The 22,415-nt window shown below is 65.8% G+C and carries 19 protein-coding genes and 1 pseudogene; 13 read left to right on the plus strand and 7 right to left on the minus strand.

Annotated features, from left to right (window positions below; genetic code table 11):
- Positions 1-461 precede the first annotated feature (461 nt).
- Positions 462-1,166 carry a DUF8020 domain-containing protein gene (locus NL1_RS02750; protein WP_067833899.1) on the plus strand — a complete coding sequence of 235 codons (705 nt, stop codon included), beginning with the start codon at positions 462-464 and terminating at the stop codon, positions 1,164-1,166.
- A gap of 216 nt (positions 1,167-1,382) precedes the next feature.
- Here the strand turns inward: NL1_RS02750 and NL1_RS02755 are convergent, their stop codons facing one another.
- Entirely contained in the window at positions 1,383-2,387 is a 1,005-nt protein-coding gene (locus tag NL1_RS02755) for a TetR-type transcription factor C-terminal domain-containing protein (RefSeq protein WP_245673059.1), read from the minus strand.
- A 511-nt stretch (positions 2,388-2,898) separates the two neighbouring features.
- On the opposite strand from NL1_RS02755, the gene NL1_RS37175 reads away from it, so the two are divergent.
- Complete coding sequence (locus NL1_RS37175; protein WP_156094620.1) at positions 2,899-3,192, plus strand: hypothetical protein; 294 nt, start codon at positions 2,899-2,901, stop codon at positions 3,190-3,192.
- Between the two features lie 290 nt (positions 3,193-3,482).
- Here the strand turns inward: NL1_RS37175 and NL1_RS02760 are convergent, their stop codons facing one another.
- Entirely contained in the window at positions 3,483-4,391 is a 909-nt protein-coding gene (locus NL1_RS02760; RefSeq protein WP_067833905.1) for an SAM-dependent methyltransferase, read from the minus strand.
- Positions 4,392-4,712: 321 nt separating this feature from the next.
- Positions 4,713-4,979, minus strand: a pseudogene (locus NL1_RS36140) (acyl-CoA dehydrogenase family protein); the annotation flags it as partial.
- Positions 4,980-5,155: 176 nt separating this feature from the next.
- On the opposite strand from NL1_RS36140, the gene NL1_RS02770 reads away from it, so the two are divergent.
- Together NL1_RS02770 and NL1_RS02775 are read left to right on the plus strand one after the other, a co-directional pair.
- Complete coding sequence (locus NL1_RS02770; RefSeq protein ID WP_067833911.1) at positions 5,156-5,908, plus strand: hypothetical protein; 753 nt, start codon at positions 5,156-5,158, stop codon at positions 5,906-5,908.
- Positions 5,909-5,956: 48 nt separating this feature from the next.
- On the plus strand, positions 5,957-6,907 hold the full coding sequence (locus NL1_RS02775) for an alpha/beta fold hydrolase (RefSeq protein ID WP_307621721.1): 951 nt from the start codon (positions 5,957-5,959) through the stop codon (positions 6,905-6,907).
- 599 nt (positions 6,908-7,506) lie between these two features.
- On the opposite strand, the gene NL1_RS02780 is transcribed toward NL1_RS02775, so the two are convergent.
- The gene (locus NL1_RS02780; protein ID WP_156094621.1) at positions 7,507-7,875 is read right to left on the minus strand and encodes a hypothetical protein; all 369 of its coding nucleotides are present in this window, start codon (positions 7,873-7,875) and stop codon (positions 7,507-7,509) included.
- 422 nt (positions 7,876-8,297) lie between these two features.
- Between NL1_RS02780 and NL1_RS02785 the strand changes: the two genes are divergently transcribed.
- A complete protein-coding gene (locus NL1_RS02785; RefSeq protein ID WP_067833920.1) occupies positions 8,298-13,760 on the plus strand; it encodes an ATP-binding protein in 5,463 nt (1,820 codons plus the stop codon).
- Positions 13,761-13,841: 81 nt separating this feature from the next.
- On the opposite strand, the gene NL1_RS02790 is transcribed toward NL1_RS02785, so the two are convergent.
- A complete protein-coding gene (locus NL1_RS02790; protein ID WP_067833923.1) occupies positions 13,842-14,534 on the minus strand; it encodes a class I SAM-dependent methyltransferase in 693 nt (230 codons plus the stop codon).
- 98 nt (positions 14,535-14,632) lie between these two features.
- A complete protein-coding gene (locus tag NL1_RS02795; protein WP_067833926.1) occupies positions 14,633-15,466 on the minus strand; it encodes a helix-turn-helix domain-containing protein in 834 nt (277 codons plus the stop codon).
- A gap of 87 nt (positions 15,467-15,553) precedes the next feature.
- Here NL1_RS02795 and NL1_RS02800 point away from each other — a divergent pair, with 87 nt between their 5' ends.
- From NL1_RS02800 to NL1_RS02810, 3 genes are all read left to right on the plus strand, one after another.
- Positions 15,554-15,964: a hypothetical protein gene (locus NL1_RS02800; protein ID WP_067833928.1), complete on the plus strand. Its 411-nt coding sequence runs from the start codon at positions 15,554-15,556 to the stop codon at positions 15,962-15,964.
- Positions 15,965-15,979: 15 nt separating this feature from the next.
- Positions 15,980-16,381 (plus strand): SgcJ/EcaC family oxidoreductase, encoded by a 402-nt coding sequence (locus NL1_RS02805; RefSeq protein WP_245673060.1) that lies wholly within the window; start codon positions 15,980-15,982, stop codon positions 16,379-16,381.
- 100 nt (positions 16,382-16,481) lie between these two features.
- Positions 16,482-16,991 (plus strand): hypothetical protein, encoded by a 510-nt coding sequence (locus tag NL1_RS02810; RefSeq protein WP_067833934.1) that lies wholly within the window; start codon positions 16,482-16,484, stop codon positions 16,989-16,991.
- Between the two features lie 37 nt (positions 16,992-17,028).
- Here the strand turns inward: NL1_RS02810 and NL1_RS02815 are convergent, their stop codons facing one another.
- The gene (locus NL1_RS02815) at positions 17,029-18,156 is read right to left on the minus strand and encodes an AraC family transcriptional regulator (RefSeq protein WP_245673061.1); all 1,128 of its coding nucleotides are present in this window, start codon (positions 18,154-18,156) and stop codon (positions 17,029-17,031) included.
- A gap of 70 nt (positions 18,157-18,226) precedes the next feature.
- Here NL1_RS02815 and NL1_RS02820 point away from each other — a divergent pair, with 70 nt between their 5' ends.
- The 5 genes from NL1_RS02820 to NL1_RS02840 form a co-directional block, all read left to right on the plus strand.
- Positions 18,227-18,628, plus strand: coding sequence for a carboxymuconolactone decarboxylase family protein (locus NL1_RS02820; RefSeq protein ID WP_067833940.1), 402 nt, complete (start codon positions 18,227-18,229; stop codon positions 18,626-18,628).
- A 42-nt stretch (positions 18,629-18,670) separates the two neighbouring features.
- Positions 18,671-19,720 carry a beta-keto acid cleavage family enzyme gene (locus NL1_RS02825; protein WP_067833980.1) on the plus strand — a complete coding sequence of 350 codons (1,050 nt, stop codon included), beginning with the start codon at positions 18,671-18,673 and terminating at the stop codon, positions 19,718-19,720.
- Between the two features lie 82 nt (positions 19,721-19,802).
- The gene (locus tag NL1_RS02830; protein WP_067833942.1) at positions 19,803-21,122 is read left to right on the plus strand and encodes an MFS transporter; all 1,320 of its coding nucleotides are present in this window, start codon (positions 19,803-19,805) and stop codon (positions 21,120-21,122) included.
- Positions 21,123-21,142: 20 nt separating this feature from the next.
- A complete protein-coding gene (locus tag NL1_RS02835) occupies positions 21,143-21,727 on the plus strand; it encodes an RBBP9/YdeN family alpha/beta hydrolase (RefSeq protein WP_067833944.1) in 585 nt (194 codons plus the stop codon).
- A gap of 262 nt (positions 21,728-21,989) precedes the next feature.
- Positions 21,990-22,415, plus strand: a 426-nt coding sequence (locus NL1_RS02840) for a DUF8020 domain-containing protein (protein ID WP_479687428.1), incomplete at its 3' end; no start/stop codon positions are given.

Genomic DNA, 22,415 nt, shown 5'->3' on the forward strand with positions numbered 1-22,415 from the left:
TCGGGGAGTTCATCGGACCGTGTTGCATGCAGCCGAGAGCGACCGGTCGGGGGCTGGGCTCGGGTAGTGCTCCGCCGAGCTTATTGATTGCGGATGGCTATCGACAACGTCATGCGACATTCCGAAGCGCTTCTGGCAGTCAGTTTTCGGCCGAGAAGCCGAGGTTCGGTCGAGGGTGGATGTGACGCAGGTCATGCCATTGATACCTGAATCGGGCGTCAAGTTCAAGTGGTTGCCGGAAGATAATCGCGCTGTGCGGAAATTTGCCCGAAGGGGTTGACGCCACTATGCGGCCTGCTGCATCTTTGGTGGCCACACCAGTAAACGAGCGCTTAGTTATGGGCCGGTAGGCCCGGAAGGATCGCAGTTGCCGATGCCGCTATCGGCGTCGACTGCGTTGCGCTGGTGCGCATATGGATCTCTCGAACGGTCGGTTCGAGGTATCGAGAAGAAGGAATTCGATGAGGAAATCTATTGCGGCCTCCGCGCTGCTTGCCGCCGCGCTGGGTGTCACGGCAGGCGCGGGTTCGGCCGCGCCGCTCGATCGCAGCGATGCGGTGAACTACACCGCGTCGGTGGGCGAACGGTCCATGGTGATCAGTGCCGACGCCGGTTCGCTGGCGGTGGAGGAGGGGGTGCTGAAAATCAAGGCCCCCAACGGTGCGGTGCTAGGTGGGTCGGAATTGTCGTTCCGGGTCGATGATTTCGTGTTCCCCATTGCCGCGGAGATCCGCGACCGGACGGCCACGCTGACCCCGCAACTGGATCTCGCGCACGCGACCTACAAACCCGTGGCCCTGCCGTACGAGGATCAGGCGCCGTGGAAGACGCAATACGACCGTGAACAGGCCGCCTGGGCGCGGCTGACATCGACGATCCTGATGGGCGCGACGATCGGCACGACCGTCGGCGGCATCGGTGGCGCCGCGGTCGGTTGTGTCCTGGGCGGTATCGCGGGGGCCACCGTTGCCTCCGCGGCGATCATCGGATTGTTCGGCGCGTTCATTCCGGCCGCGGCGATCGGATGTCTCGGTGGTATCGCCGCCCTCGGCACCCTCGGGACGATCGCCGGCCAACTGCTGGTGACCGCCCCGGTCGCAATCATGGCGGCCGTGCAGTACTTCACCACGATCAACCAACCGCCGCCGGCCGCTCCGGCGAAGTAGTGCCCGAGCGAGATGCTCGGCCCGCCCTGCCCCAGTCTGTCGCATCGACTGGGGCAGGGCGCTGCCGTGTCATCGGGCATTTCTGCGGGCATCGTTCGCTGTGCCGGATCGAGCACGACAACCGGAAGCGCAGCTGCTCGGCCGGCTGCTTGGTGTGCACCGCGTTGTCAGCCACGCTGTCGAGTGCAGTCGGTCCTTCCTCCGATCGGAGCGAGATCAAGATCCACCGGTATCCCGATGCTCCCTCCGATGGAGTCTGGGCCATGTCGGCTCGGGTCGCGTGTGTCCGCGCATGATGTCGACGGCGAATTGCGCGTATTCGAAGGCGATTTGTTGTTGAGAGACGGGGCCGCCAGGGCGGAACCACTGCGGCAGGGACGTGCACATGGTGGAGACAGCGCGGGCGGCTTCGCGTGGGTAGCGGGTGGTGAACTCGCCTGCCCGGATTCCGGAGGCAACTTGGTCGTCGATCATTCGCTGAATGTCGCTGCGCAGAGCAGCGATTCGGGAGCGGCTGGGTTCGTCGAAGCTGCGCATTTCGCTGGCCCCGATGAACGCGAGGTCACCGCGGTGTGTGTGGAACAACGCGAGGGCTTCGACCATGTTGGCGAATCGTTCTACCACGGAGACACCGTCGTCGCGGGCCGCCGGGATTCGCCAGTGCAGTTCGGCCATTCCGAGGTCGAATATGGCGACGAGTAGGTCTTGTTTACTTGGGTAGTAGTGGTAGATGCCGGCGACACTCATACCGGCGTTGGCCGCGATACTCCTCATCGTCGCGCCGTGGTAACCGGTTTGCATGAATGCTGCGATCGCCGCGTCGAGGGCTGGATCGAGATCCAAGGGCTCGAAGGTGCGCCATGGTTGCCCGTCACCTGTCGACCGGGCGGGTGATGTGCCGGTGGCGTCGGCGGCTGATGGTAGCCGGTTGGCGAGAATGTCGACGGTGGCGACACCGAGTTCGGCAGCGATCCGGTCGAGCCGGCCGACGGTCAGTGGTGTTTTGCCGTTCTCGATGGCACTGAGGGTTCCGGCGCTGACGCCGATATTGCGCGCCAGTTCGCGGAGCGAGACTCCAGCCGCCGTCCGCGCCCGGCGCACCAGATGACCCGCACCGGTGTCGCCGGGACCCTCACTCACGATCGTGTGTTCAGACACACTGAACATACTACATCGCGCTTGTAAAACGGATTGCAGAAGTATCGGAGGATCGCTTGACATCCCTGAGAAGTGCAGTGACCATGGTCACTGTCTGAACAACGACCTATCGAACGTACGGTGAATGTTCAGCTCCGCTGGTAAATGGAAGGATGCACGATGGCTGAGACTCCGGTCCCTCGGCGGGACGAGGAAATCTTGTTCCAGTCGCATCTGGGGGCTGTCGCCACACTTTCCAGGCTCGAGACTGACGGAGAGCCCATGAGATGCGGGCAGCGGCCGGCCCGGCTCGCTGCGGAACCCACTTCCGCCGTGTCTCCCGGCGCGTACGACTGGCGATCCAGCCCTCTGTGGACAGGACGGTCGCGACGAGACCTTCGCTACCATTCGCCGGTTCGCGCGCCACCGGCGTCAGAACTGCGAACACGTCGACCCGGTCCTCTGGCTTGTGGTGGGCCGCAGGTTGCTGGCGTCGTTCCTAGCGGACAGGTAAATGTGATCCGTATGTTGTTGCCTCTTGCTGCTACTTCTATCGCCGGAGGTGTCTCACGCTGACTCGAACCAAGGATTGATCATGAATTCTCACGAAATAGATATCAACAGAGCCGGGTTTCATGCGGCTATGGAAGCCCTGATGATGGACGATCCCCACCCTGGTGATTGCTTTCAAGACCCCAGTGATTACTTTCGGGATTGTCCCTCACGATGGCTGCGGAGAGCGCTCTACGCGTATGAATGGGCAAAGCGGACCTATCTTACTCAGAATCTTGATTCCAAGCTCTACCAGGAGCTTCCACAGCCGGGCGCAGCTCGTGAAGCTGTCCTGCTTCATGAGGCTGGAGAGCAAGAGGGGCGGATATCGCGATGACTACGTGGAGTTGTTCAGTGTGTAACACCCGCATGCATACGGAGTACGACTTCAGAAATGGCCGTCATCGCGAGTGTGAGAATGGCATTGCCAAGCTGAATTCCGAAGACATGGAAGCTCTGGCCCCGTGGCTCAATCCTGACATTGCTGTGGCAAGTTTCTCACCCCTCAGGACTGCGCGAGAGTGAGGAATCAATGGGCCCGCGGCCCCAGTGGATGCCGAGCGTGAAGCACGGAAGCCGCGCATCGACATACGATCTCAGGGCGTTTCAGGGGCTTGTCCTGTGGGTTCACCGGTGCTTCTCGGCGGATACGTAGCGCGCCTCCCGCATCCGGTCGAGCAGCTCGGCGGGCAGGTCGGCGGGCAAGTCGGTGATCGGGCGGCCGTAGGTGGCGGCCAGGTCGAAGGGGGTGGCACGGTCGACAGACCAGCCGTGTCGAGACAGCCAGTCCCCGGGTTCGGCGCGGGCGTCGTCGTACCACAGGTCGCGCACGTTCAGGTTGCCGAACGGGTTGTTGTCGCTGCCGAAGAACTTTTCCTCCATGTCGAAGTGGCGCTGGTCCAGGCCGCGGCCGAAGTCGTCGATGGCCACGCCGCTGCCGAGCGCGGACAGGGCGTCGATGTGTTCGAACAATGCGTCGTGTGCTGAACCCGGCAGGAATGGCAACAGCCCCTCGGCCGACCACGCTGCCGGCTGCCCCGGATCGAAATCCGCGGTAGTGAGTGCGGCGGGCCAGTCGTCGCGCAGATCGACCGCCAGCGCACGCCGATCGGCCGTGGCAACGGCACCGTGATCGGCGAGCACCCGGTTCTTGAACTCCAACACGCGTGGCTGATCGATCTCGAAGACGACCGTGCCCGCGGGCCAATCCAGCCGATACGCTCGTGCGTCCAGACCGGATGCCAGGATCACTGCCTGCCGCACACCCCGCTGCCACGCCGCGGCGAAGAACTCGTCGAAGAACTTTGTCCGAACCCCCATGAACCGCCCGAACAGACCGAGTGTGCCCGCGGACGCCGGGTCGTCCAGCATCCGCAGAAAGTGCGGTTCACCCGCCGCCTCGACAAACCACGCCGCGTAGTCGTCGTGGATCATCGGCTCGCGATCGATCGTCTCGAGTGCGCGAAATGTGGCGACGCCCAGGGCGGTCAGGCCCACGCTCGTCACGATGTCCCAGCTGTCTCCGTCCGTTCGCATCAATATCACCCCATGGTGTCAGCGATCATCAGAGCCCTGTTGAAGCGGAGCTAACGCCCCGCATCCACCCCATCGATCTTCCTCTCATGGAGAACCTCCGGGCAACGCCCGACTCTGCGTCCCCCGATGACACCGCGGGCGGCGGGCGTATCTCGCACTATCGGGCGTTCCACGATCGTTACGCGCTGTCGCTGTGCCCGCTTCGAACGGAACGCCATAACCCCAGGTCACGCGCTCACTTCACGACTTTGCCGGAGACCTGGCCGACAGCTTCTACGTCGTTGGGGGTTCATGGTTGCCGGATATTTTCGGGTGGAGTGCTCAGATGTCGTGCTGAAGGCGGCCAGTTCGGTCTGATGGAGGATCACGCTGCCGTCGACGTATTCGACGACGGTCATCGGCGATGGCCCAGCGGTGCACCTCCGACGGCCCGTCATGGATCCGGAACGGTCTTACTTCGCGTGCGAGCCGCGCCAACGGCATATCGTCGGACACGCCAAGGCCGCCGCACATCTGGATGCTGCGATCGACGATGCGGAAGATCGCCGCGCAAGCAAAGGTTTTCGCGACGGACGTCGGCTCCGCCGCCTAACGACGAACTCCCCGTTGGTGATGCCGTGGACTTTGCGGGTCACGATCGGGCTGATCGGCGTGTTGGGACGGATCAGCCAGGACCGCATGTCGGTGGCCTGCGCGGTTTCGGTAGTGATCGGAACGATCGCGATCTCGATGATCTCCGGCGGAGTCGCCAGAGATAATGCCGCATGGGATTTTTCAAGCCGACGTGCCCGGTGGGGGAGATCGAGCGGCTGTGGGTCGAGGAGATGTTGAGCTGGTGCGCAGCGCAATTCGGACCCAGGACGCTGCGAACACCGGTGATCCTGCCGACTTCGGACTTCTTTCCGGACGCGTACTCCGGCACCGAGCCGGAGGTCCGTTCCTTGGTCGAGCGCGTGAGCGGGTACATGGGTGTCCGTCGGGATCGCGTCGTCGTGGAGGTCGACACGGACGGCGATGTGCTGCCGGACGATGTCGCGTTTCTGGAGGGTTCTTCGCATGGGGAGGCGGGCCACTATCGCCTGGAGCGCGGCCGCGCGGTGGTGTCGCTCTCGATGTTCCAGATGCGCTCGCCGGTCGCGTTGGTAGCGACCGTCGCCCATGAGCTGGCGCACGAACGGCTGCTCGGCGAGGACCGCATCCTGCCCGATCGGCATGATGGCGAGCAGCTCACCGATCTGGTCACCGTGTATCTGGGGCTCGGCGTCTTCAACGCCAATGCGGCGTTCCAGTTCTCCCAGAGCCGCCACGGCTGGCGATCCCAGCGGCTGGGCTATCTGTCGCAGCCGATGTTCGGGTACGCGCTCGCCTGCTGGAGCGTAATGCGCGGCGATCCCAGACCGCTGTGGGCCGAGCACCTCGACACCAATCCCCGCGTCTACATGAAACAGGGCCTCAAATACTTGCGAGCGAACCCCGACAAAGTCGTCTGCTCGCCCGGAATCGGGACGCCAGGATGACAACCATCGGCATGTTCAGAGCCGCCATAGCACGAATGACAAACAGCGGTGTGGGTCCTGCCCTGCTCGCGGAAATGGGGGATTCGGGTGTCGTCTCGCCCATGTAGTCAGCACGTCGAGCGGACGTCTGCGATCGACGGGTTCCGGCTGGCGTACGACCGAATCGGTACTGGAACCCCGGTGGTTTTGCTGCACGGGTGGCCAAGCGACAGGACCGAATATCGCGACGTGGTCCCGCTCTTGCCGATGCACGACGTCGTCGTGCCGGACCTGCGCGGCTTCGGTGCATCCGACAAACACCTCGAGGACCCTTCGACCCAGTACAGCGCCGACGCGCAAGCACGCAGCGTCATCGGACTCATCGAGGAACTGCAGCTGGACCGGCCAGTCCTCGGCGGGCATGACATCGGCAGCAGGATCGCGCTCGCAGTGGCGCGCCAGCGTCCAGACTTGATACGGGAACTGGTGCTTACGCCGCCGTTGCCGGGCATCGGTGAACGGATTCTCTCCGCCGAAGCGCAACAAGAGTTCTGGTACGTGTCGTTCAACCAGCTCCGGCTTGCCGACGAACTCATCGACGGCAAGGCCGACGCCGTACGCGCCTTTCTGCTCCACTTCTGGTCGCGCTGGTCCGGACCCGACTTCGTCCTTGCCGAAGATCATCTCGATCACCTTGTCTCCGTGTACTCCCAGCCGGGAGCATTCACGGCATCCCTGGCCTGGTACCGGGTCGGCGCAGGCGGAGTCGCCCGCATCGCAGCCGAACGCGCGCCTCAGCCGACCGAGCGCCTCGCCGTACCCACCACTGTGCTCTGGCCGGAGAACGACGTGTTGTTCCCCAGGAGTTGGGCCGATCGGCTGACTTCTTACTTCGCCAACCTGCGGCTCCACCACGTCGACGATGCGGGGCACTTCATTCCACTGGAGAGCCCGCGAACGTTCGCCACCGCCGTGACCCAAGCTGCGACTCGAGGCACCGCTGCTCGACATTCGCCGTGAAGGTGCTCAAACAACGGTCGAACAGACCCCGACGGGCGACGCGCCTCGATCGAAGGATTCACCCTCACCGTTCGCGGCGACGGCCCAGCCCAGCTGACGATGCCCGCCGGGGCGGCGCTGACCATTGTCGCGCGATGAAAGTGCAAGGCCGAGTGCTCAAAACGCGGCTGATGACGACGGCCGTGTCCGGGCCCGAGGAGGCAGGCCACCAACAACATCACGCCAGCGAGGGCAGCGTACTGAGCCAGAGACGACACCAACTACCCCTGCCACGTTGAGGGATACGGCGCTGGACGGGTGACCCGTCGGACGTGAAACGGGCAACTCGTGCAAGGGAACCCGGTCGAAGACGGTGGTCTCTCTGCGACCCGGGAGGCTACCGATGCCCACACCTGGCCCGCGGTCCCGCAGCTGTTGCGGTGACGTGTTCTCCTACCGACAGATCCGTTGCGTTGCCGAGAATTCGAGCGCAGGTGTCGAGTCCTGAACCCCTTCGTTCCCGAAGCAGCGGATGGACACTCGCACGGAGGATGGGTATGCCGCTGGTTCGGATGTCCTGGCAGGCGCGAACGGCGCCTCGACCACCGATCCGTGGAGTGTCAGCTCGCTGTGCTGTCCGTATTCAGGCTCGCCGCGGTGAGATTCCGGGCGGCGAAACCGGCGATGGTGCATGCCTGGCGCGCATGGGCTTCCGGGTGCGCGGTGCGCTGTTCCAGCACGGCACGGATCCTCTCCAGCGATGCGGTGGCTTCGCGGGCCGCTCGACGTAGCACGGTGTACCGGTGGTCGAGTTCACGGTAGGCGAGGTCGATGTCGCAGTAGCGACGGTGTAGGTCATCGATGAGGTCGAGCAGTTCCTCAACCTCGCGTGTGGTCAGCGCGAGGTGTGGATGGTCCTCTCCCGAGAGGATCGCCTCACCCGCGATCTCGGCACAGCGCGCGTGCAGTACATCGAGGATGTCGGGCACACAGATCACCTCCCACACTGCGGCGGAGCGCTCCAGAGCTTCTCGGGCGCACTTGCGACGATCGTAGACAGCCCGCCGTCGCATGGCCCCGGAAAACAAGAGAAACACTTGCGAGAGCAAACATTGTAGGTCAATACATTTGGCAAGTGGTGGGCTCGAGTCTGCTCGGCGGGTCTCGCAGACCTGGAACGCTTCTACATCGAGAGCCGATAACCATGAGGTATACCGACGCGTTCGAACAGTTCCGTCAGCCGTCTGCCGGAATTCCTCGACTGCTGTCATAACCTCGAGGGAGACATTTCCCACGATACGCGCGGGTAACAGCCGCGCGCCGTGCACCTGCGCAAATGGAGGTGCAGACTACGCGGGACCGGTAGTCGCAACCCGCCCGACCGGGCCAGTTCTGTGAAAGGAGCCTGCGAGTGTTCCACCGCATCGCCATCGTGAACAGGGGAGAGGCCGCCATGCGCCTCATCCACGCCGCCCGAGATCTGGCCGCCGAAACCGGGCTACCGATCGAAACCGTCGCCCTGTACACCGATGTCGACCGGAACGCGACGTTCGTGCGGGAGGCCGACATCGCCTACGACCTCGGTGCGGCGTCCGCGCGCCCGTACCTGGATCTCAAGGTACTCGAGCGTGCTCTGGTGGCTACCGAGGCCGATTCCGCTTGGGTCGGCTGGGGTTTCGTCGCGGAGGACCCGGCGTTCGCGGAGTTGTGCGAGCAGATCGGGGTCACCTTCATCGGCCCGAGCCCGGAGGCCATGCGCAAACTCGGCGACAAGATCGGCGCGAAGCTGATCGCCGAGGATGTCGGCGTGCCGGTCGCGCCATGGAGCCGCGGTGCGGTCGAGACCGTGGACGCCGCCTTGGCGGCCGCGGCCGAGATCGGCTACCCGCTGATGCTGAAGGCGACCGCGGGCGGCGGCGGCCGCGGTATCCGCGTGATCACGAACGAAGCCGAACTCGTCGACGCCTACGAGCGCACCCGTCAGGAAGCTGCGCGCGCCTTCGGCAGCGGCGTGGTCTTCCTGGAGCGGCTGGTCACCGGCGCCCGGCACGTCGAGGTTCAAGTGATCGCGGACGGCCAGGGCACCGCCTGGGCACTCGGCGTCCGCGACTGCTCGGTGCAGCGGCGCAACCAGAAGATCATCGAGGAGTCGGCGTCGCCGGTGCTGCTCCCCGAGCAGACGGCCGAGCTCAAGGCGTCGGCCGAGCGGCTGGCGATCGCCGTCGGCTACCGCGGCGCCGCGACCGTGGAGTTCCTCTACCACCCCGGTGACAAGCAGTTCGCCTTCCTCGAGGTCAACACCCGCCTGCAGGTCGAACATCCGATCACCGAGTCCACCACCGGTTTCGACCTGGTCCGGGCCCAGCTGCTGGTTGCGTCCGGAGGCAGGCTCGAGGGCGAACCCCCGGCGGAACGCGGGCACGCCATCGAGGCCCGGCTCAACGCCGAAGACCCCGACCGCGATTTCGCGCCCGCCCCGGGCCGCATCGCGCGGCTGGATCTGCCTGCCGGGCCGGGCATCCGCGTCGACACCGGAGTCAGCGAGGGCGACACGATTCCCGCCGACTTCGACTCGATGATCGCGAAGATCATCGCCTACGGCCGCGATCGTGACGAAGCGCTGGGCAGGCTGCGCCGGGCACTGACGCAGACCAGGGTCGTCATCGAGGGTGGCGTGACCAACAAGAGCTTCGTGCTCGATCTGCTGATCCAGCCCGAGGTACTCGATGCCAGCGCGGACACCGGCTGGATCGACCGTGTTCGCGGCGAAGGCCGTCTCGTGTCGCACCGCCACTCCACCATCGCGCTGGCCGCTGCCGCCATCGACGCCTACGAGGAGGAAGAGCGGGTCGAGCGGCACCGGCTGCTGTCCACGGCGTCCGGCGGGCGGCCCCAGGTGCAGCACGAGAGCGGTCGACCGCGCGACCTCAAGCTGCGCGGAGTCGGCTACCGCGTGCGCGTCGCACGCGTCGGCGCTCATCGGTTCCGTGTCGGTATCGAGGCGGGTGGCGATATTCGTACCGCCGACGTGGATCTCGAACGCTTCGATCGGCACTCCGGGCAGATCGTAATCAACGGTGCCCGGTACCGCTTGATCACCGGCACGCACGGCCCTGTCCACATGGTCGACGTCGACGGTGTGGCGCATCGGATCAGCCGCGACGAGGGCGGCGTCGTCCGCTCCCCGGCCCCCGCGCTCGTCGTCGCCACGCCGCTGGAGATCGGCGATGAGGTCGAGGCGGGCGCGCCGGTCCTGGTGCTGGAAAGCATGAAGATGGAAACCGTGCTGCGCGCACCGTTCCGGGCCCGGTTGAAGGAGTGCGGTGTTTCCGTCGGCACTCAGGTCGAGACCGGCGCGCCGCTGCTGCGGCTGGAACCGCTCGCCGAAGACGACGAGGACTCGGACACCACGGCGGTCGGCTCGGTCGAGCTGGATCTGCCCGGCGAGCCCGCGTCGGTTGAACAGCACGTGCGTCTGACCCGCGGCCAGCAGGACCTGCGCAGCCTGCTCCTCGGCTTCGATGTCGACCCGCACGACGACCGCCGCGTGGTCGACGACTATCTCGTCGCGCGCCAGGCCGCCATCGCCGACAACCGCAGGCCCCTCGCCGAGGAACTCGAGCTCGTGCAGGTGTTCGCCGACCTCGCCGAACTGAGCCACAACCGGTCTTGGGACGAGGACGGCGGCCAAGGCCACGTCCACAGTGCCCGCGAGTACTTCCACACCTATCTGCAGAGCCTCGATGTCGAGCGGGCCGGGCTGCCCGCGGCGTACCAGGCCAAACTCGGCAAGGCGCTCGAGCACTACGGCGTTACCGATCTGGAGCGCACCCCCGACCTCGAAGCCGCGGTCTTCCGGATCTTCCTCGCCCAGCAACGTCCGGCCGACACCGTCACGATCATCACGACATTGCTGCGCGAGTGGCTGCGGGAGCCGGTGCCGGACAGGGCGCTGCGCGAGCCCGTCGGTCTGACGCTGGAGCGGCTGGTGGCCGCGACACAGGTGCGCTTCCCCGTGATCGCGGACCTCACTCGCGGGCTGGTGTACGCCTGGTTCGGCCAGCCGTTGCTGCGACGCAATCGCGCCCGCGTGTACGCCGATGTCCGCAAACACCTGAGCCACCTGGACGCGCACCCGGACGCCCCCGATCGCGGTGAGCGCCTCGCCGAGATGGTGCGTAGCACCGAGCCGCTGGTGCGGTTGCTCGGTCAGCGGCTGGCGCGCGGAAGCGCCGACAACACCGTCATGCTGGAGGTGCTGACCCGGCGGTACTACGGCAACAAGGGCCTTGCCGGCGTTCGGACCCGTGAGGTCGGCGGCTGCGCGTTCGTGATCGCCGAGCGTCGGGGCCTCTCCCTGGTCTCTGCCGCCGTGAGCTTCGACGCCCTCGCCACCGTCCTGCGCGGGCTCGCCGAATTGGCGAGCGGCGCCGCGTCCATCGAGGCCGACATCTACCTCGGCTGGGAGAAGCAGCCGGAAGACTTCGACGCGATGGCCGAGGCTTTGCAGGAGGTGCTCAGCGCACAACCGCTGCCGAATCAGGTGTCCCGAATCACCGCGACGGTCGCGGGTAGCGGCGGTGCGGTGATGCACCACCACTTCACCTTCCGCCCGTCGGCCACCGGATTGGCCGAGGAGCGATTGATCCGTGGCCTGCACCCCTACATCGCGGAGCGGATGCAGCTGAAGCGGCTGCGCAAGTTCGACCTCACCCGCCTGCCGTCCTCGGACGAAGAGGTCTACCTGTTCCGGTGCCTCGCGAAAGAGAATCCGTCGGACGAGCGACTCATCGCGTTCACGCAGGTCCGTGACCTGGCGGCACTGCGGGAGCAGGATGGCAGGCTGCTCGCGCTGCCGACGGCCGAGAGCACCATCAGCGCCTGCGTCGACGCGATTCGGCGAGCACAGTCCCGGCGGCCGTCGGGCAAACGCCTGCACACCAATCGGATCGTGATGTACGTCTGGCCGCCGCTCGACCTCACCCGCGCCGAGCTGGAGTCGATCATCGAGCGCGTGGAAGCCACGACCGTGGGCGCCGGGCTGGAAGAACTCCTCCTCATCGCGCGCCAGCCCGATCCGGAGACCGGCGAGCTGGTCAAGATCGTCGTGCGGGTCGCCTTCGACGTCACCGGCGGCACCACGGTGACCATCGGGGAACGGACCGACGAGGTGATCGAGCCGCTCGACGAGTACCGGCAAAAGGTGCTGCGAGCCGGCAGCCGCAACACCGTGTACCCCTACGAACTGACCGGGCTGCTCGGTGAGTTCGCCGAATACGATCTCGACGACGACCACACGCTCGTACCGGTCGACCGGCCCAAGGGACGCAACACAGCCGCGATCGTCGCCGGCGTGGTCACCACGCCGACCGAGCAACATGCGGACGGCGTCACCAGGGTGGTGTTGCTCGGTGATCCCACGAAGTCGCTTGGCGCACTGTCCGAACCGGAATGCCGCCGGGTGATCGCCGCACTGGACCTCGCCGAACGGATGCAGGTACCGCTGGAGTGGTACGCACTGTCCTCGGGCGCCCGGATCTCGATGGAGTCGGGCACCGAGAACATGGACTGGGTGGCCGCGGCGCTCAAGCGGATCGTCGAGTTCACCCAGGACGGCGGCGAGATCAACATCGTGGTCGCGGGCATCAATGTCGGCGCCCAGCCGTACTGGAACGCCGAGGCGACGATGCTCATGCACACCAAGGGCATCCTGGTGATGACACCGGACTCCGCGATGGTGCTCACCGGCAAGCAGTCGCTGGACTTCTCCGGCGGTGTGTCGGCCGAGGACAACTTCGGCATCGGCGGTTACGACCGGGTGATGGGCCCCAACGGGCAGGCCCAGTACTGGGCGCCGAACCTGCTCGCCGCACGAGACGTGCTGATGTCGCACTACGACCACACCTATGTGGCGCCCGGTGAGCAGTCGCCGCGGCGGTCGCGCACCGACGACCCCGTCGATCGCGACGTCTCCGGCTTCCCGCATGCCATGGCGGACAGCGACTTCACGACCGTCGGCGAGATCTTCTCCGCGACCGCCAACCCGGATCGCAAGAAGCCCTTCGACATCCGGACCGTGATGCGGGCGCTGTCCGACCAGGACCACCCGGTGCTGGAACGCTGGGCGGGCATGGCCGACGCCGAGACCGCGGTGGTGCAGGACGCGCGGCTCGGCGGCATCCCGGTGTGCCTGCTCGGCATCGAATCCCGAGGCGTGCCGAGGCGCGGCTTCCCGTCCACCGACGGCCCGGACACCTACACGGCCGGCACGTTGTTCCCGCGGTCGTCGAAGAAGGCCGCGCGAGCCATCAACGCGGCCAGTGGCAACCGGCCACTGGTGGTACTGGCGAACCTGTCGGGCTTCGACGGCTCACCGGAATCGATGCGGAAGCTGCAGCTCGAGTACGGCGCCGAAATCGGTCGCGCGATCGTGAACTTCCAGGGGCCCATCGTGTTCTGCGTGATCTCCCGCTACCACGGCGGCGCGTTCGTGGTGTTCTCGAAGGCGCTCAACCCGAATATGACCGTGCTCGCGCTGGAAGGTTCGTTCGCCTCGGTGCTCGGCGGCGCACCGGCCGCGGCGGTGGTGTTCTCCGGTGAGGTCGGCACTCGAACCGCAGCGGATCCACGAGTGCGGGACCTGGAGGCGCGCGCGGCGAACGCGACCGGCGCCGATCGCATGGCCCTGACCGCGGAGCTCGACGAGATCCGATCGTCGGTGCGGGCCGAGAAGCTCGGTGATGTCGCGGCGGAATTCGATCGCGTGCACAACATCCAGCGCGCTGTCGAGGTCGGTTCGGTCGACGCCATCATCAGCGCTTCCGACATGCGCCCACGCATCATCGCCGCCATCGAGGCAGGCCTGCCTGGGTGATCCGGCGGGGGAGAGCCCGGGCCCTTCGATGCCTGACGCATCGGGCCCGGGCATCCCGCCCCGCGATCCCGGGTGGCGGGATCAGTCCAGATGGGCCGACAGCAACCAGGCCGGAACCGATTTGCGGCCACTGGGCTCGTCGCGCATCCCTTCGAACCGGAAAGGCGCGTCCGCTGGCAACTCCGCAGGCAGATTGCCATGGATTCGCGCCGGCCTGATCTCATCGATCACCCAGTACTGCGACACCACCTCGCGAAGCTCGTCGGCGGTGACCGGCGACGGCCCCGGTTCAGGTGCTTCGGGCAGGGCGGCCCGGTCGAACACCAGCACGAAATACGACGCGCCCGGCGCGGCGGCGCGCGCAATCGACTGCTGATAGCCCTCCCGCGACTCGACCGGGATCGAATGGAACAACGTGCTGTCGACGATGGTGCCGAAGCGGCCGTCGTAGCCGGTGAAGGAGGCGATGTCGGCGACCTCGAAGGAGGCGTTGCCGAGGCCGCGTTTGGCGGCCTCGGCGCGGGCCAGCTCGACCGCGGTCGGCGACAGATCCAGGCCGACGGTGGTGAAACCCCGCTCGGCCAGATACAGCGAGATCGCCGCCTCACCGCATCCGACATCGAGGACATCGCCATGGAATCTGCCCTGCTCGATCAGCGCGGCGAGTTCCGGCTGGGGTTCCCCGATACTCCACGGCGGTTTGACGCCCGGCCCGAACGGGCCCCCGGTACCTCGGTAGATTTCTTCGAATTCGAAATCATGAGGGGTAGTCATAGCCTACGAATATCAGAGAACCTGATACATGTTCGGGACGTGGCCCGCGACGCGCTCGGGCTGGTCAGGAGCCGATGCGGTGGCGGCAAAAAGAACCATCAAGCGGGTGCGGTGTCGCCGATGGTGATCTCGAAGAGGCCGCGCAGGGTGTCGGCCGTGAATTCGTCCAGCGGATAGAACAATTCGATCGCCAGCTCCGAGAGAGTGACGTCGGAGGGCGCGCCGAAGGTGACCATTGTGGTGAAGATGCGCAGTTCACCCCTCGGGGTGTGAATGCGCAGGGGAACCGCGAACGGGCTCGGTGGCATGGCGGCCGCTTCCGATTCGGTCTCCGCGGGCACCGGGTACTGAGAGACCTCCTCGTACAGGTTGCGCAGGATCGGGTCGTCGGTGGCTTGGACCTGACGAAACAGGCGCTCCAGGAGGAAGTCTCGGACTTCGCGGTGATTGATCAGGTGCGTGGAAGCGGACGCACTGGCCGGGTGCAGGGTGAGGCGGTACATATTCCGTGGCTCGGCCAGCAGATGTTCGGGGACCCCGTCCTCGAACAGACCCATCGCGCGGTTGGTGGCGACCACATTCCAGTAGCGGTCCACCGCCACCGCGGGATACGGCTCGTGCGTGGCCAGTATGGTGTCCACGGCTGCTCGCGCGGATGCCAGTTCCACATCATCGAGACTGCTCTCCCGGTACTCCGGCGCGAACCCACCCGCCAACAGCACCGTATTACGTTCTCGCAGCGGCACTGCCATGACTTCGCAGAGTCTCACCACCATGGCCCGGCTGGGCTGGGACTTGCCGGTCTCGAGGCAGGAGAGATGCCGCGCGGAGCTGCCTGCGGCCAGTGCCAGATCGAGCTGACTCAATCGCCGCCGCTGCCGCCACTCGCGCAGGAGCGTGCCCACCGGGGAGTGCTGTGCCGATCGAGTCATTCGCGCAGGATATCCAAGCGCCGATCAAGTCCTCCATGACCTCCGAGGTCATTGAGACCATGATCGACCGCTGGCAGCGTTGCCGTCATGACGACAACGACAGTTCCGGTCCCCGACACCGGTCACGACTTACTGCGCACAGTCCTGCGCGTGGATGGTTGGAGCACAGGCGCATTCGGCGCGATCATGCTGGCCGCCGCGCCGATCCTGAGCGAACCCCTGGGCCTGCCGACCACCTGGTCGATCCCCTTCGGCGTCGCCATGTTGGGCGGTGCGGCCGCCTTGCTGCTCCTCGCGAAATACCCGGAGATCCCGGCGCCCCTGGCGGTCACGGTAGTGACGGTCAACGCCCTGTCCGCGGTCGGAATGGTACTGCTCACCTTCACCGATCTGATGCCGCTGACCGGCTGGGGCATTGTCTTCCTGCACATCGGAGCCGCGTTCGTCGCGATCTTCGCCACCCTCGAATATGTCGGCCTGCGCCGCGCGAATAGGTGACACATGACAAACGAAATGACAGCCTCGGAAACCGCAGTGCGCGAACTCCTGCGGGCGCAGATGGTCGCGTGGGCAGCCGGTGACGGGAAGGCATTCGCCGCGACCTTCACCGACGACGCCGACTTCGTCTCGGTGATCGGCGAATTCATCCGGGGCCGTGAAGAACTGGCCATCGAGATGCAGAAGGGCTTCGACGGCTTCATGAAGGGCACCCACATGTCCGAACCGCACACCCTGACCATCCGATTCCCCACACCCGATACGGCGGTCATGGTCACCCAGGGCCTGCGCCCGAGCCCACCCGACGCGCAGCCCGGGCGCGACGAGCAGTCCATCCAGACCCGAGTGGCGGTGCGCACCAACGGAACCTGGTTGTTCACCACCTTCCAGAACACGTGGGTCAAATTCCCAGCCTGACCTCGCCAGAACTCGGCGGAATCAGCAGCACGGCGCGGGCACGTTCACCAGGAAGGCGCCGCGCAGCCGAGTGTCGGTGCCCGGTCCTACAGTGCCGGTCATGACAGCTCCCGACGACGGATCGCCATTCAGCAACCACTTCGAGGACGGGCATGTCGTGAGCCCAGGCCCTGGCTCCTCCCCGTCCTTCCAGCAGTACGTGGGCTCGGCTATGGCAGGCGCGCTCGATGCCCTGCTCTCGCTCGACTCGACGGATGAGGAAGTAGACGATCTGGACGAGCTGGTCTACAAACTGCTCAGTGTCGCAGTAGATTTCGGCCACACCGAGGCCGAAGACCTCATCGAGGACCTCCTTTTCGGCTCCTCGCTCGCCAATGACGACGATCGGTTCGTGCAGGGCAACGCCCACTTCGAACTCGGTCTCGCCTATCTGATGGGAGCCGACGGCCTGCCAGCGGACCTCGACAAGGGCAGGGCCCACCTCGAGAAGTCCCACGCATGCCAGTGGCCATGGCACGTGCAGCAGGGGGAGATGCTGTTGGACGAGTCCCGTGCCATCCTGTCCGCTCCTCAGCTCGCAGTGTTCGACGAGGTATATCGCTCCCGGTGAAAACCGTTGCGGGGTAGACTATTTCCCTAGTTGCTCGTCAGCCGGCCGGTGGTGCCTCCTTGGGGATGTCCACCGGCCGGCGGGCGCGGGGTTCATGCGCCGGAGTCCAGGATTTCGGGCTGCATCCGAAGCGGTCTTTGAACCAGCGAGAGAAAGAGCTGAGTGCGGCGAAGCCGAGGTCCTCGGCGATCTCGGTCAGCGGCCTGTCTCGGTGGGCGACATAGCGTTGAGCGAGTTCGATTCGCGCCGCGTCCACCAGCGAGGTGAAACTCTCCCCGGATTCGGTCAAGTGACGGTGCAGTGTGCGCCGATCCATCCCGAGGCTGCGCGCGACGTAGGTGCTCGAGCAGCGCCCGGTGGGCAACAACGACTCGATCATGCCTCGGACCTGATCGATCGTGGTGGTGTCCTCGCGGGGCAGCAGCGATTCGAGGTATTGACGCGCGTAGGGCCGCAGCAGCGGATCGGACATCGCGTTGGGGGCGTCGAGCTCACGCGAGTAGAACACGACTCCGTTGAACCTGCAGCCGAACTCGACGTGCGGGCCGAGAGCGCGGTGGTGTGCGTCGAGGTCGGCCGGAGCGTCGTGTACGAAGCACACCGTCAGCGGCCGCCAGTCGTCGTGTAGGAACTCGCGCAGTATTCGGCATGTCGCCGCCACCGCGATCTCCGTGCTCTGCCGGCCGAGAGTGAAGTTCGGCGCGGGACCGACCTCGGCTGTGACGAGCCCGTTCTCCTCGATCAGCCGGTTGCGCAATCCCTCGTTGTGCAGGCTGATGTGCCGCATCATGATGCTTACCGCGCCGCGGACGTCCGGTTCCTCGCGAGCGGCCAACGCCACCGGTCCGAGATTGGACATCCCTCGGGCAGCCGCCAGCAGCAGTCCGAAATCCTCACGGCCGGTCACGGCGGCAGACATCTCGAACAGCCGATCGACCGGCTCGACCGGCAACCAGCCCTCCCTGGCAAGCGTCGCGGCACCGATTCCCGCTTCGCGCATCAACGATGACGGATCCTGCCCCAACGTCAACATGAGGTCCACGTAGCCGTTGAGCACGGCTTTGCGGACTTGGTACTGCGCCATCTGCTGCCCCAAATAGTCAAATTTTGTGTCCCATCTAGTGAAGAATATCAGCCTCCTTTCTCGTAGCGTGATCGGCGTCACCCCAACCGGATGAGTGCGGCAACACATTCAGCGCCCACTGGTATGACCGAGACCGCAACGGAGCCATGTCATGACCGTTCAGAGCACCAGCCCCGACCAGCCAGTCCCGACCCCGGTCATCGATCGGATGCGTGAACTCGACACCTGGAACCCGCTGTGGGACCAGCTGTGCGAGTGGGATCCGGAGTGGACCGAGCAATTCATGGCGATGGGGACCACACCGATCCGGCGCGGCGTGTTCACACCGCAGTTCGTGGAGTTGCTCAGTATCGCCATCGACGCGGCGTGCACCCACATGTACTCACCTGGTGTTCGCCGCCATATCCGGGCCGCGCTCGAAATCGGTGTCAGCCGCGACGAGATCCTGACCGTTCTCCAAATGGTCAGCGTGCTCGGAATCCACGCCTGCAACCTCGGCGCGCCGATTCTGGCCGAAGAACTCGAAGCATTCGAGCGCCGCACTCAGGCCTAGGCCGATTGCCCTGCCGATCACCACAATTGAAAGGACTAGATGATGCACTACCTCGACGATTCGCTGCTTCCGGAAACCCAGGAAAAGCTCGTCATCCAGGTCGCCCCGTACGGGCCGGAGTTCCTGCCCGGCGACTCCGATGACATCCCGGTGACGATGGACGAGCAGATCCAGAAGGCCGTCGACTGCTACAACGCAGGCGCCCAGGTGCTGCATGTGCATGTGCGCGAGGAGGACGGCCACGGCTCCAAGCGGCTCGAGATGTTCAACGAGATGCTCGCCCGGCTGCGCGAGGCTGTCCCGGAGATGATCCTGCAGGTCGGCGGCTCGATCTCCTTCGCGCCGCCCAGTGACGGCGACGCGGCGAAGTGGCTGTCGTACGACACCCGGCACATGCTGGCCGAACTCGATCCCAAGCCGGACCAGGTGACCATTGCCATCAACACCTCGCAAATGAACATCATGGAGTTGTTGACCGACGACGACATCGCAGGGACCTCGCTGCAGAACCCCGCTTACTACCGGGCCTATCGGGACATGGTGGTAGAAGCCGGTCCCGAGTTCTACCTCGAACACCTGCGCCGGCTCACGGAGGCGGGTATCCAGCCGCACTTCATGCTCGGCAATCTGACGCAACTCGAGACGGTCGAGCGGTTGATTCGGCGTGGCCACTACACCGGACCCCTCGTGCTGAACTACGTCGCCATCGGCGGCGGCGCCGCGGGAGTGCATCCGGCCGACCTGATCGAGTTCATTCGCCGCACCCCGGACGGTGCTGTGCTGACCATCGAGTCGATCATGCGCAGTGTCACCCCGATGTGCACGATCGCCATGGCGCTTGGCCAGCACGTCCGGGTCGGCATCGAGGACAACCTGTGGGGTCGCAAAGGCGAGCGCCGCACCTCGGTCGAGCAGGTCGAGCAGATGGTGCGCATCGCCGACGGACTCGGCCGAGAGGTGGCCACCTGCAAGGAATCCCGCGACATCTACAAGCTCGACGAGATCTACGGCGGCACCGACGAGGCGCTGGCCAAGATCGGCTTCCCGCCGAACCGCAAGCCGGGGCAGCTCGGCTTCCTGCACCACGCCTGACCAATTACCGACCTGTTCCAACCCCGGGGGCGCGGACGCACGAAGCCCGCGCCCCCAACTGCACTCGGCCATAGGAGCCCCCATGGGCCTGCTCAACACCGCGATCGCCCCCTCGACGACCATGGAGGGTACGACGCGTGAACGAACCCGCGCCTACCCGTGGCTCGTCTTCGCCCTGATCTTCGGGCTACTCCTATCGGACTACATGTCCCGGCAGGTCCTCAGCGCGGTCTTCCCGTTCCTGAAGGACGAATGGGCACTGTCGGATTCGAAACTCGCCTCGCTCAACAGCATCGTCGCCCTGACAGTCGGCGTGCTGGCGTTCCCGATCTCGCTGCTGGCCGACCGGTGGGGACGAATCAAGAGCCTCGTCACGATGGCGGTGATCTGGAGCGCGGCGACACTGTTGTGCGCCTTGGCCGCCAACTACGGACAGATGCTCGGCGCCCGCTTCCTCCTCGGCGTCGGTGAGGCGGCATACGGCAGTGTCGGACTGGCCGTCATCCTCACCGTTTTCACACCGCGCCTGCGGGCCACCATCAGCGGCGCCTTCCTGTCCGGAGCCACCTTCGGTTCGGTCATCGGCGTTGCTCTCGGCGGCATCATCGCCACCCACATGAGCTGGCGCTGGGCATTCACCTCGATGGCGGTTCTCGGCCTGCTCCTGGTGGCGCTGGTTCGGGTTCTGGTCACCGAATCCGGACTCGCTCGCCACCAGGCCGACGAGGCCGTCGCCGAGCAGGCCGCAATGGATACTTACCGCGCGCCGCTGTCGACGCTGGTCACCAACCCGGCACTGCTGTGCGCCTACGTGGGCAGCGGGCTACCGCTGTTCGTCAGCGCCGCCCTCATGCTCTGGCTACCCAGCTACTTCAACCGCTCCCACGGCATGGCCCCCGACAAGGCGGGGACCACCGCAGCGCTGTTCATCGTGCTCATGAGCATCGGCATGATCGTCTTCGGCGGCCTCACCGACCGTCTCAGCCGTGATCGCCCCGCCCGTAAGTGGGTCATCGCGGCCATCTACTGCACCGTATCGGGAGTCCTGTTGTTCGCGGGATTCGGTGGCGCGTCCGGAACGCTGCAGTTCGCGCTGCTCGGAGCCGGGGCCCTCGTCAGCGCCGGCGCCACCGGACCGATGTCCGCGCTGGTCGCCGACCTGGCCCACTCGAGCGTGCGTGCCTCCGCCTTCGGCATCGGCATTCTGGCCAACAACATTCTCGGAATCGCACTGGGCCCGATGGTGATCGGCGCCCTGGCCGACCACATCGGTCTGGAGTCCGCCCTGAGATTGTCGCCCGTTGTCTACATCGGCGCCGTCGCCGCATTGCTGCTCGGCCGGCGGTTGTACCCGGCAGGACGAGCCATGGTCACCGCACTCGGCGCCGCAGATTCTCGCTGAACTCATCCGAGGAACAAACCGTGAACACTACCGTCAACCCGACCGTGGTCCTCGTGCCCGGCCTTGCACCCACCACCGTCGACCATTGGCAATACCTGCTGGCTCAGCGGCTGCCCAAGGCCCGGATCGTCGAGCCGCCCGCCTATGCTCCGCTCAGCCGAGAGGCACGAACGGCCGCACTGGATACCACGGTGAACGCCGTCGCCGGCCCCGTCGTTCTCGTCGCCCACAGCGCCGGGGTCCTGACCACCGTTCATTGGGCCCAGCAACCCACCCGCCCGATCCTGGGTGCGCTGCTGGCCACCCCGCCGGACTTCGAACTGCCCCTGCCCGAAGGGCTTCCCTCCCGCGACGAACTCGAACGTCACGGCTGGAACCCGATTCCGCGACAGCGCCTGCCGTTCCCCAGCATCGTGGCCGCCAGCACCAACGACGCCCTCGCCACTTTCCGGCGGGTCGCTGGAATGGCGGAGGCCTGGGGTGCCCGGCTGGTCGATCTCGGTCAGGTCGGGCACCTGAATCCGGCATCGGGATTCGGACACTGGCCTGACGCCGAAGGATTCGTGAACGAACTCAGCCGCACCCAAACTGCCTCTGTTCGCTGACAGAACGGTCTGTCCAGACCGTCGCGATCTCTCACTCGATAGCCAACCCATCACCGGACCGACCGGGTTCCCCGGTTCCCAGCGGGAAACGATCCTCGAACGCGCACTCGCGCAGGGGCATTCGATACCGCCGGGAGCGGTCCTGAATCGACCACCAACGCCCAACCTCCAGCGGGAATCAGGGCACATGGCACGCACCAACCCCCAGCGGGCGGCGGTCACGAGGGCGCTGCCCAACTCACCAATGAAGATGAGGAAACCCATGAAGATAAGAACAACGGCTCTGACGGCGGCGCTGGCCGCCACTGCCGTGACGGTCGCGGCGGCGACCGCGCAGGCCGCACCCGCGGCCGGCGAGGAATCCGGTGGCGTGCACTACGAAGTCACCCGGAGCGGGGACTCCGCGGTCGTGGCGGTCAGTGGTGGCACGCTGCGCCACGACGACCAGCAACTCGTACTGTTCGACCACACCGACAAGCCGGTCGCCGCGATCCCGCTGACCTACCGAGTCGACGACACCGCCTACCCCATCACCGCCGAAATCGACGGCACCACCGCGACCCTGACACCCTCGCGCGACCACGGACAACCCGTCACACCCGTGGCCGCCAAAGACATCGTCACCGTCGAACAAGCCGCCACCCAGGTCGCCGAATCCTTCACCCCACGCGACGCCCAAGCACTGGGT

Origin of the sequence: Nocardia lijiangensis NBRC 108240 (assembly GCF_001613045.1) — a bacterium.
GTDB classification, from domain to species: Bacteria; Actinomycetota; Actinomycetes; order Mycobacteriales; family Mycobacteriaceae; genus Nocardia; species Nocardia lijiangensis.

What these genes read in the sequence shown, in the direction of transcription:
- NL1_RS02750 (WP_067833899.1), top strand. Translation starts at nt 462, where the DNA reads ATGAGGAAATCTATTGCGGCCTCCGCGCTGCTTGCCGCCGCGCTGGGT.
- NL1_RS02755 (WP_245673059.1), bottom strand. Translation starts at nt 2,387, where the DNA reads ATGTCAAGCGATCCTCCGATACTTCTGCAATCCGTTTTACAAGCGCGA.
- NL1_RS37175 (WP_156094620.1), top strand. Translation starts at nt 2,899, where the DNA reads ATGAATTCTCACGAAATAGATATCAACAGAGCCGGGTTTCATGCGGCT.
- NL1_RS02760 (WP_067833905.1), bottom strand. Translation starts at nt 4,391, where the DNA reads ATGCGAACGGACGGAGACAGCTGGGACATCGTGACGAGCGTGGGCCTG.
- NL1_RS02770 (WP_067833911.1), top strand. Translation starts at nt 5,156, where the DNA reads ATGGGATTTTTCAAGCCGACGTGCCCGGTGGGGGAGATCGAGCGGCTG.
- NL1_RS02790 (WP_067833923.1), bottom strand. Translation starts at nt 14,534, where the DNA reads ATGACTACCCCTCATGATTTCGAATTCGAAGAAATCTACCGAGGTACC.
- NL1_RS02795 (WP_067833926.1), bottom strand. Translation starts at nt 15,466, where the DNA reads ATGACTCGATCGGCACAGCACTCCCCGGTGGGCACGCTCCTGCGCGAG.
- NL1_RS02800 (WP_067833928.1), top strand. Translation starts at nt 15,554, where the DNA reads ATGACGACAACGACAGTTCCGGTCCCCGACACCGGTCACGACTTACTG.
- NL1_RS02805 (WP_245673060.1), top strand. Translation starts at nt 15,980, where the DNA reads ATGACAGCCTCGGAAACCGCAGTGCGCGAACTCCTGCGGGCGCAGATG.
- NL1_RS02810 (WP_067833934.1), top strand. Translation starts at nt 16,482, where the DNA reads ATGACAGCTCCCGACGACGGATCGCCATTCAGCAACCACTTCGAGGAC.
- NL1_RS02820 (WP_067833940.1), top strand. Translation starts at nt 18,227, where the DNA reads ATGACCGTTCAGAGCACCAGCCCCGACCAGCCAGTCCCGACCCCGGTC.
- NL1_RS02825 (WP_067833980.1), top strand. Translation starts at nt 18,671, where the DNA reads ATGCACTACCTCGACGATTCGCTGCTTCCGGAAACCCAGGAAAAGCTC.
- NL1_RS02830 (WP_067833942.1), top strand. Translation starts at nt 19,803, where the DNA reads ATGGGCCTGCTCAACACCGCGATCGCCCCCTCGACGACCATGGAGGGT.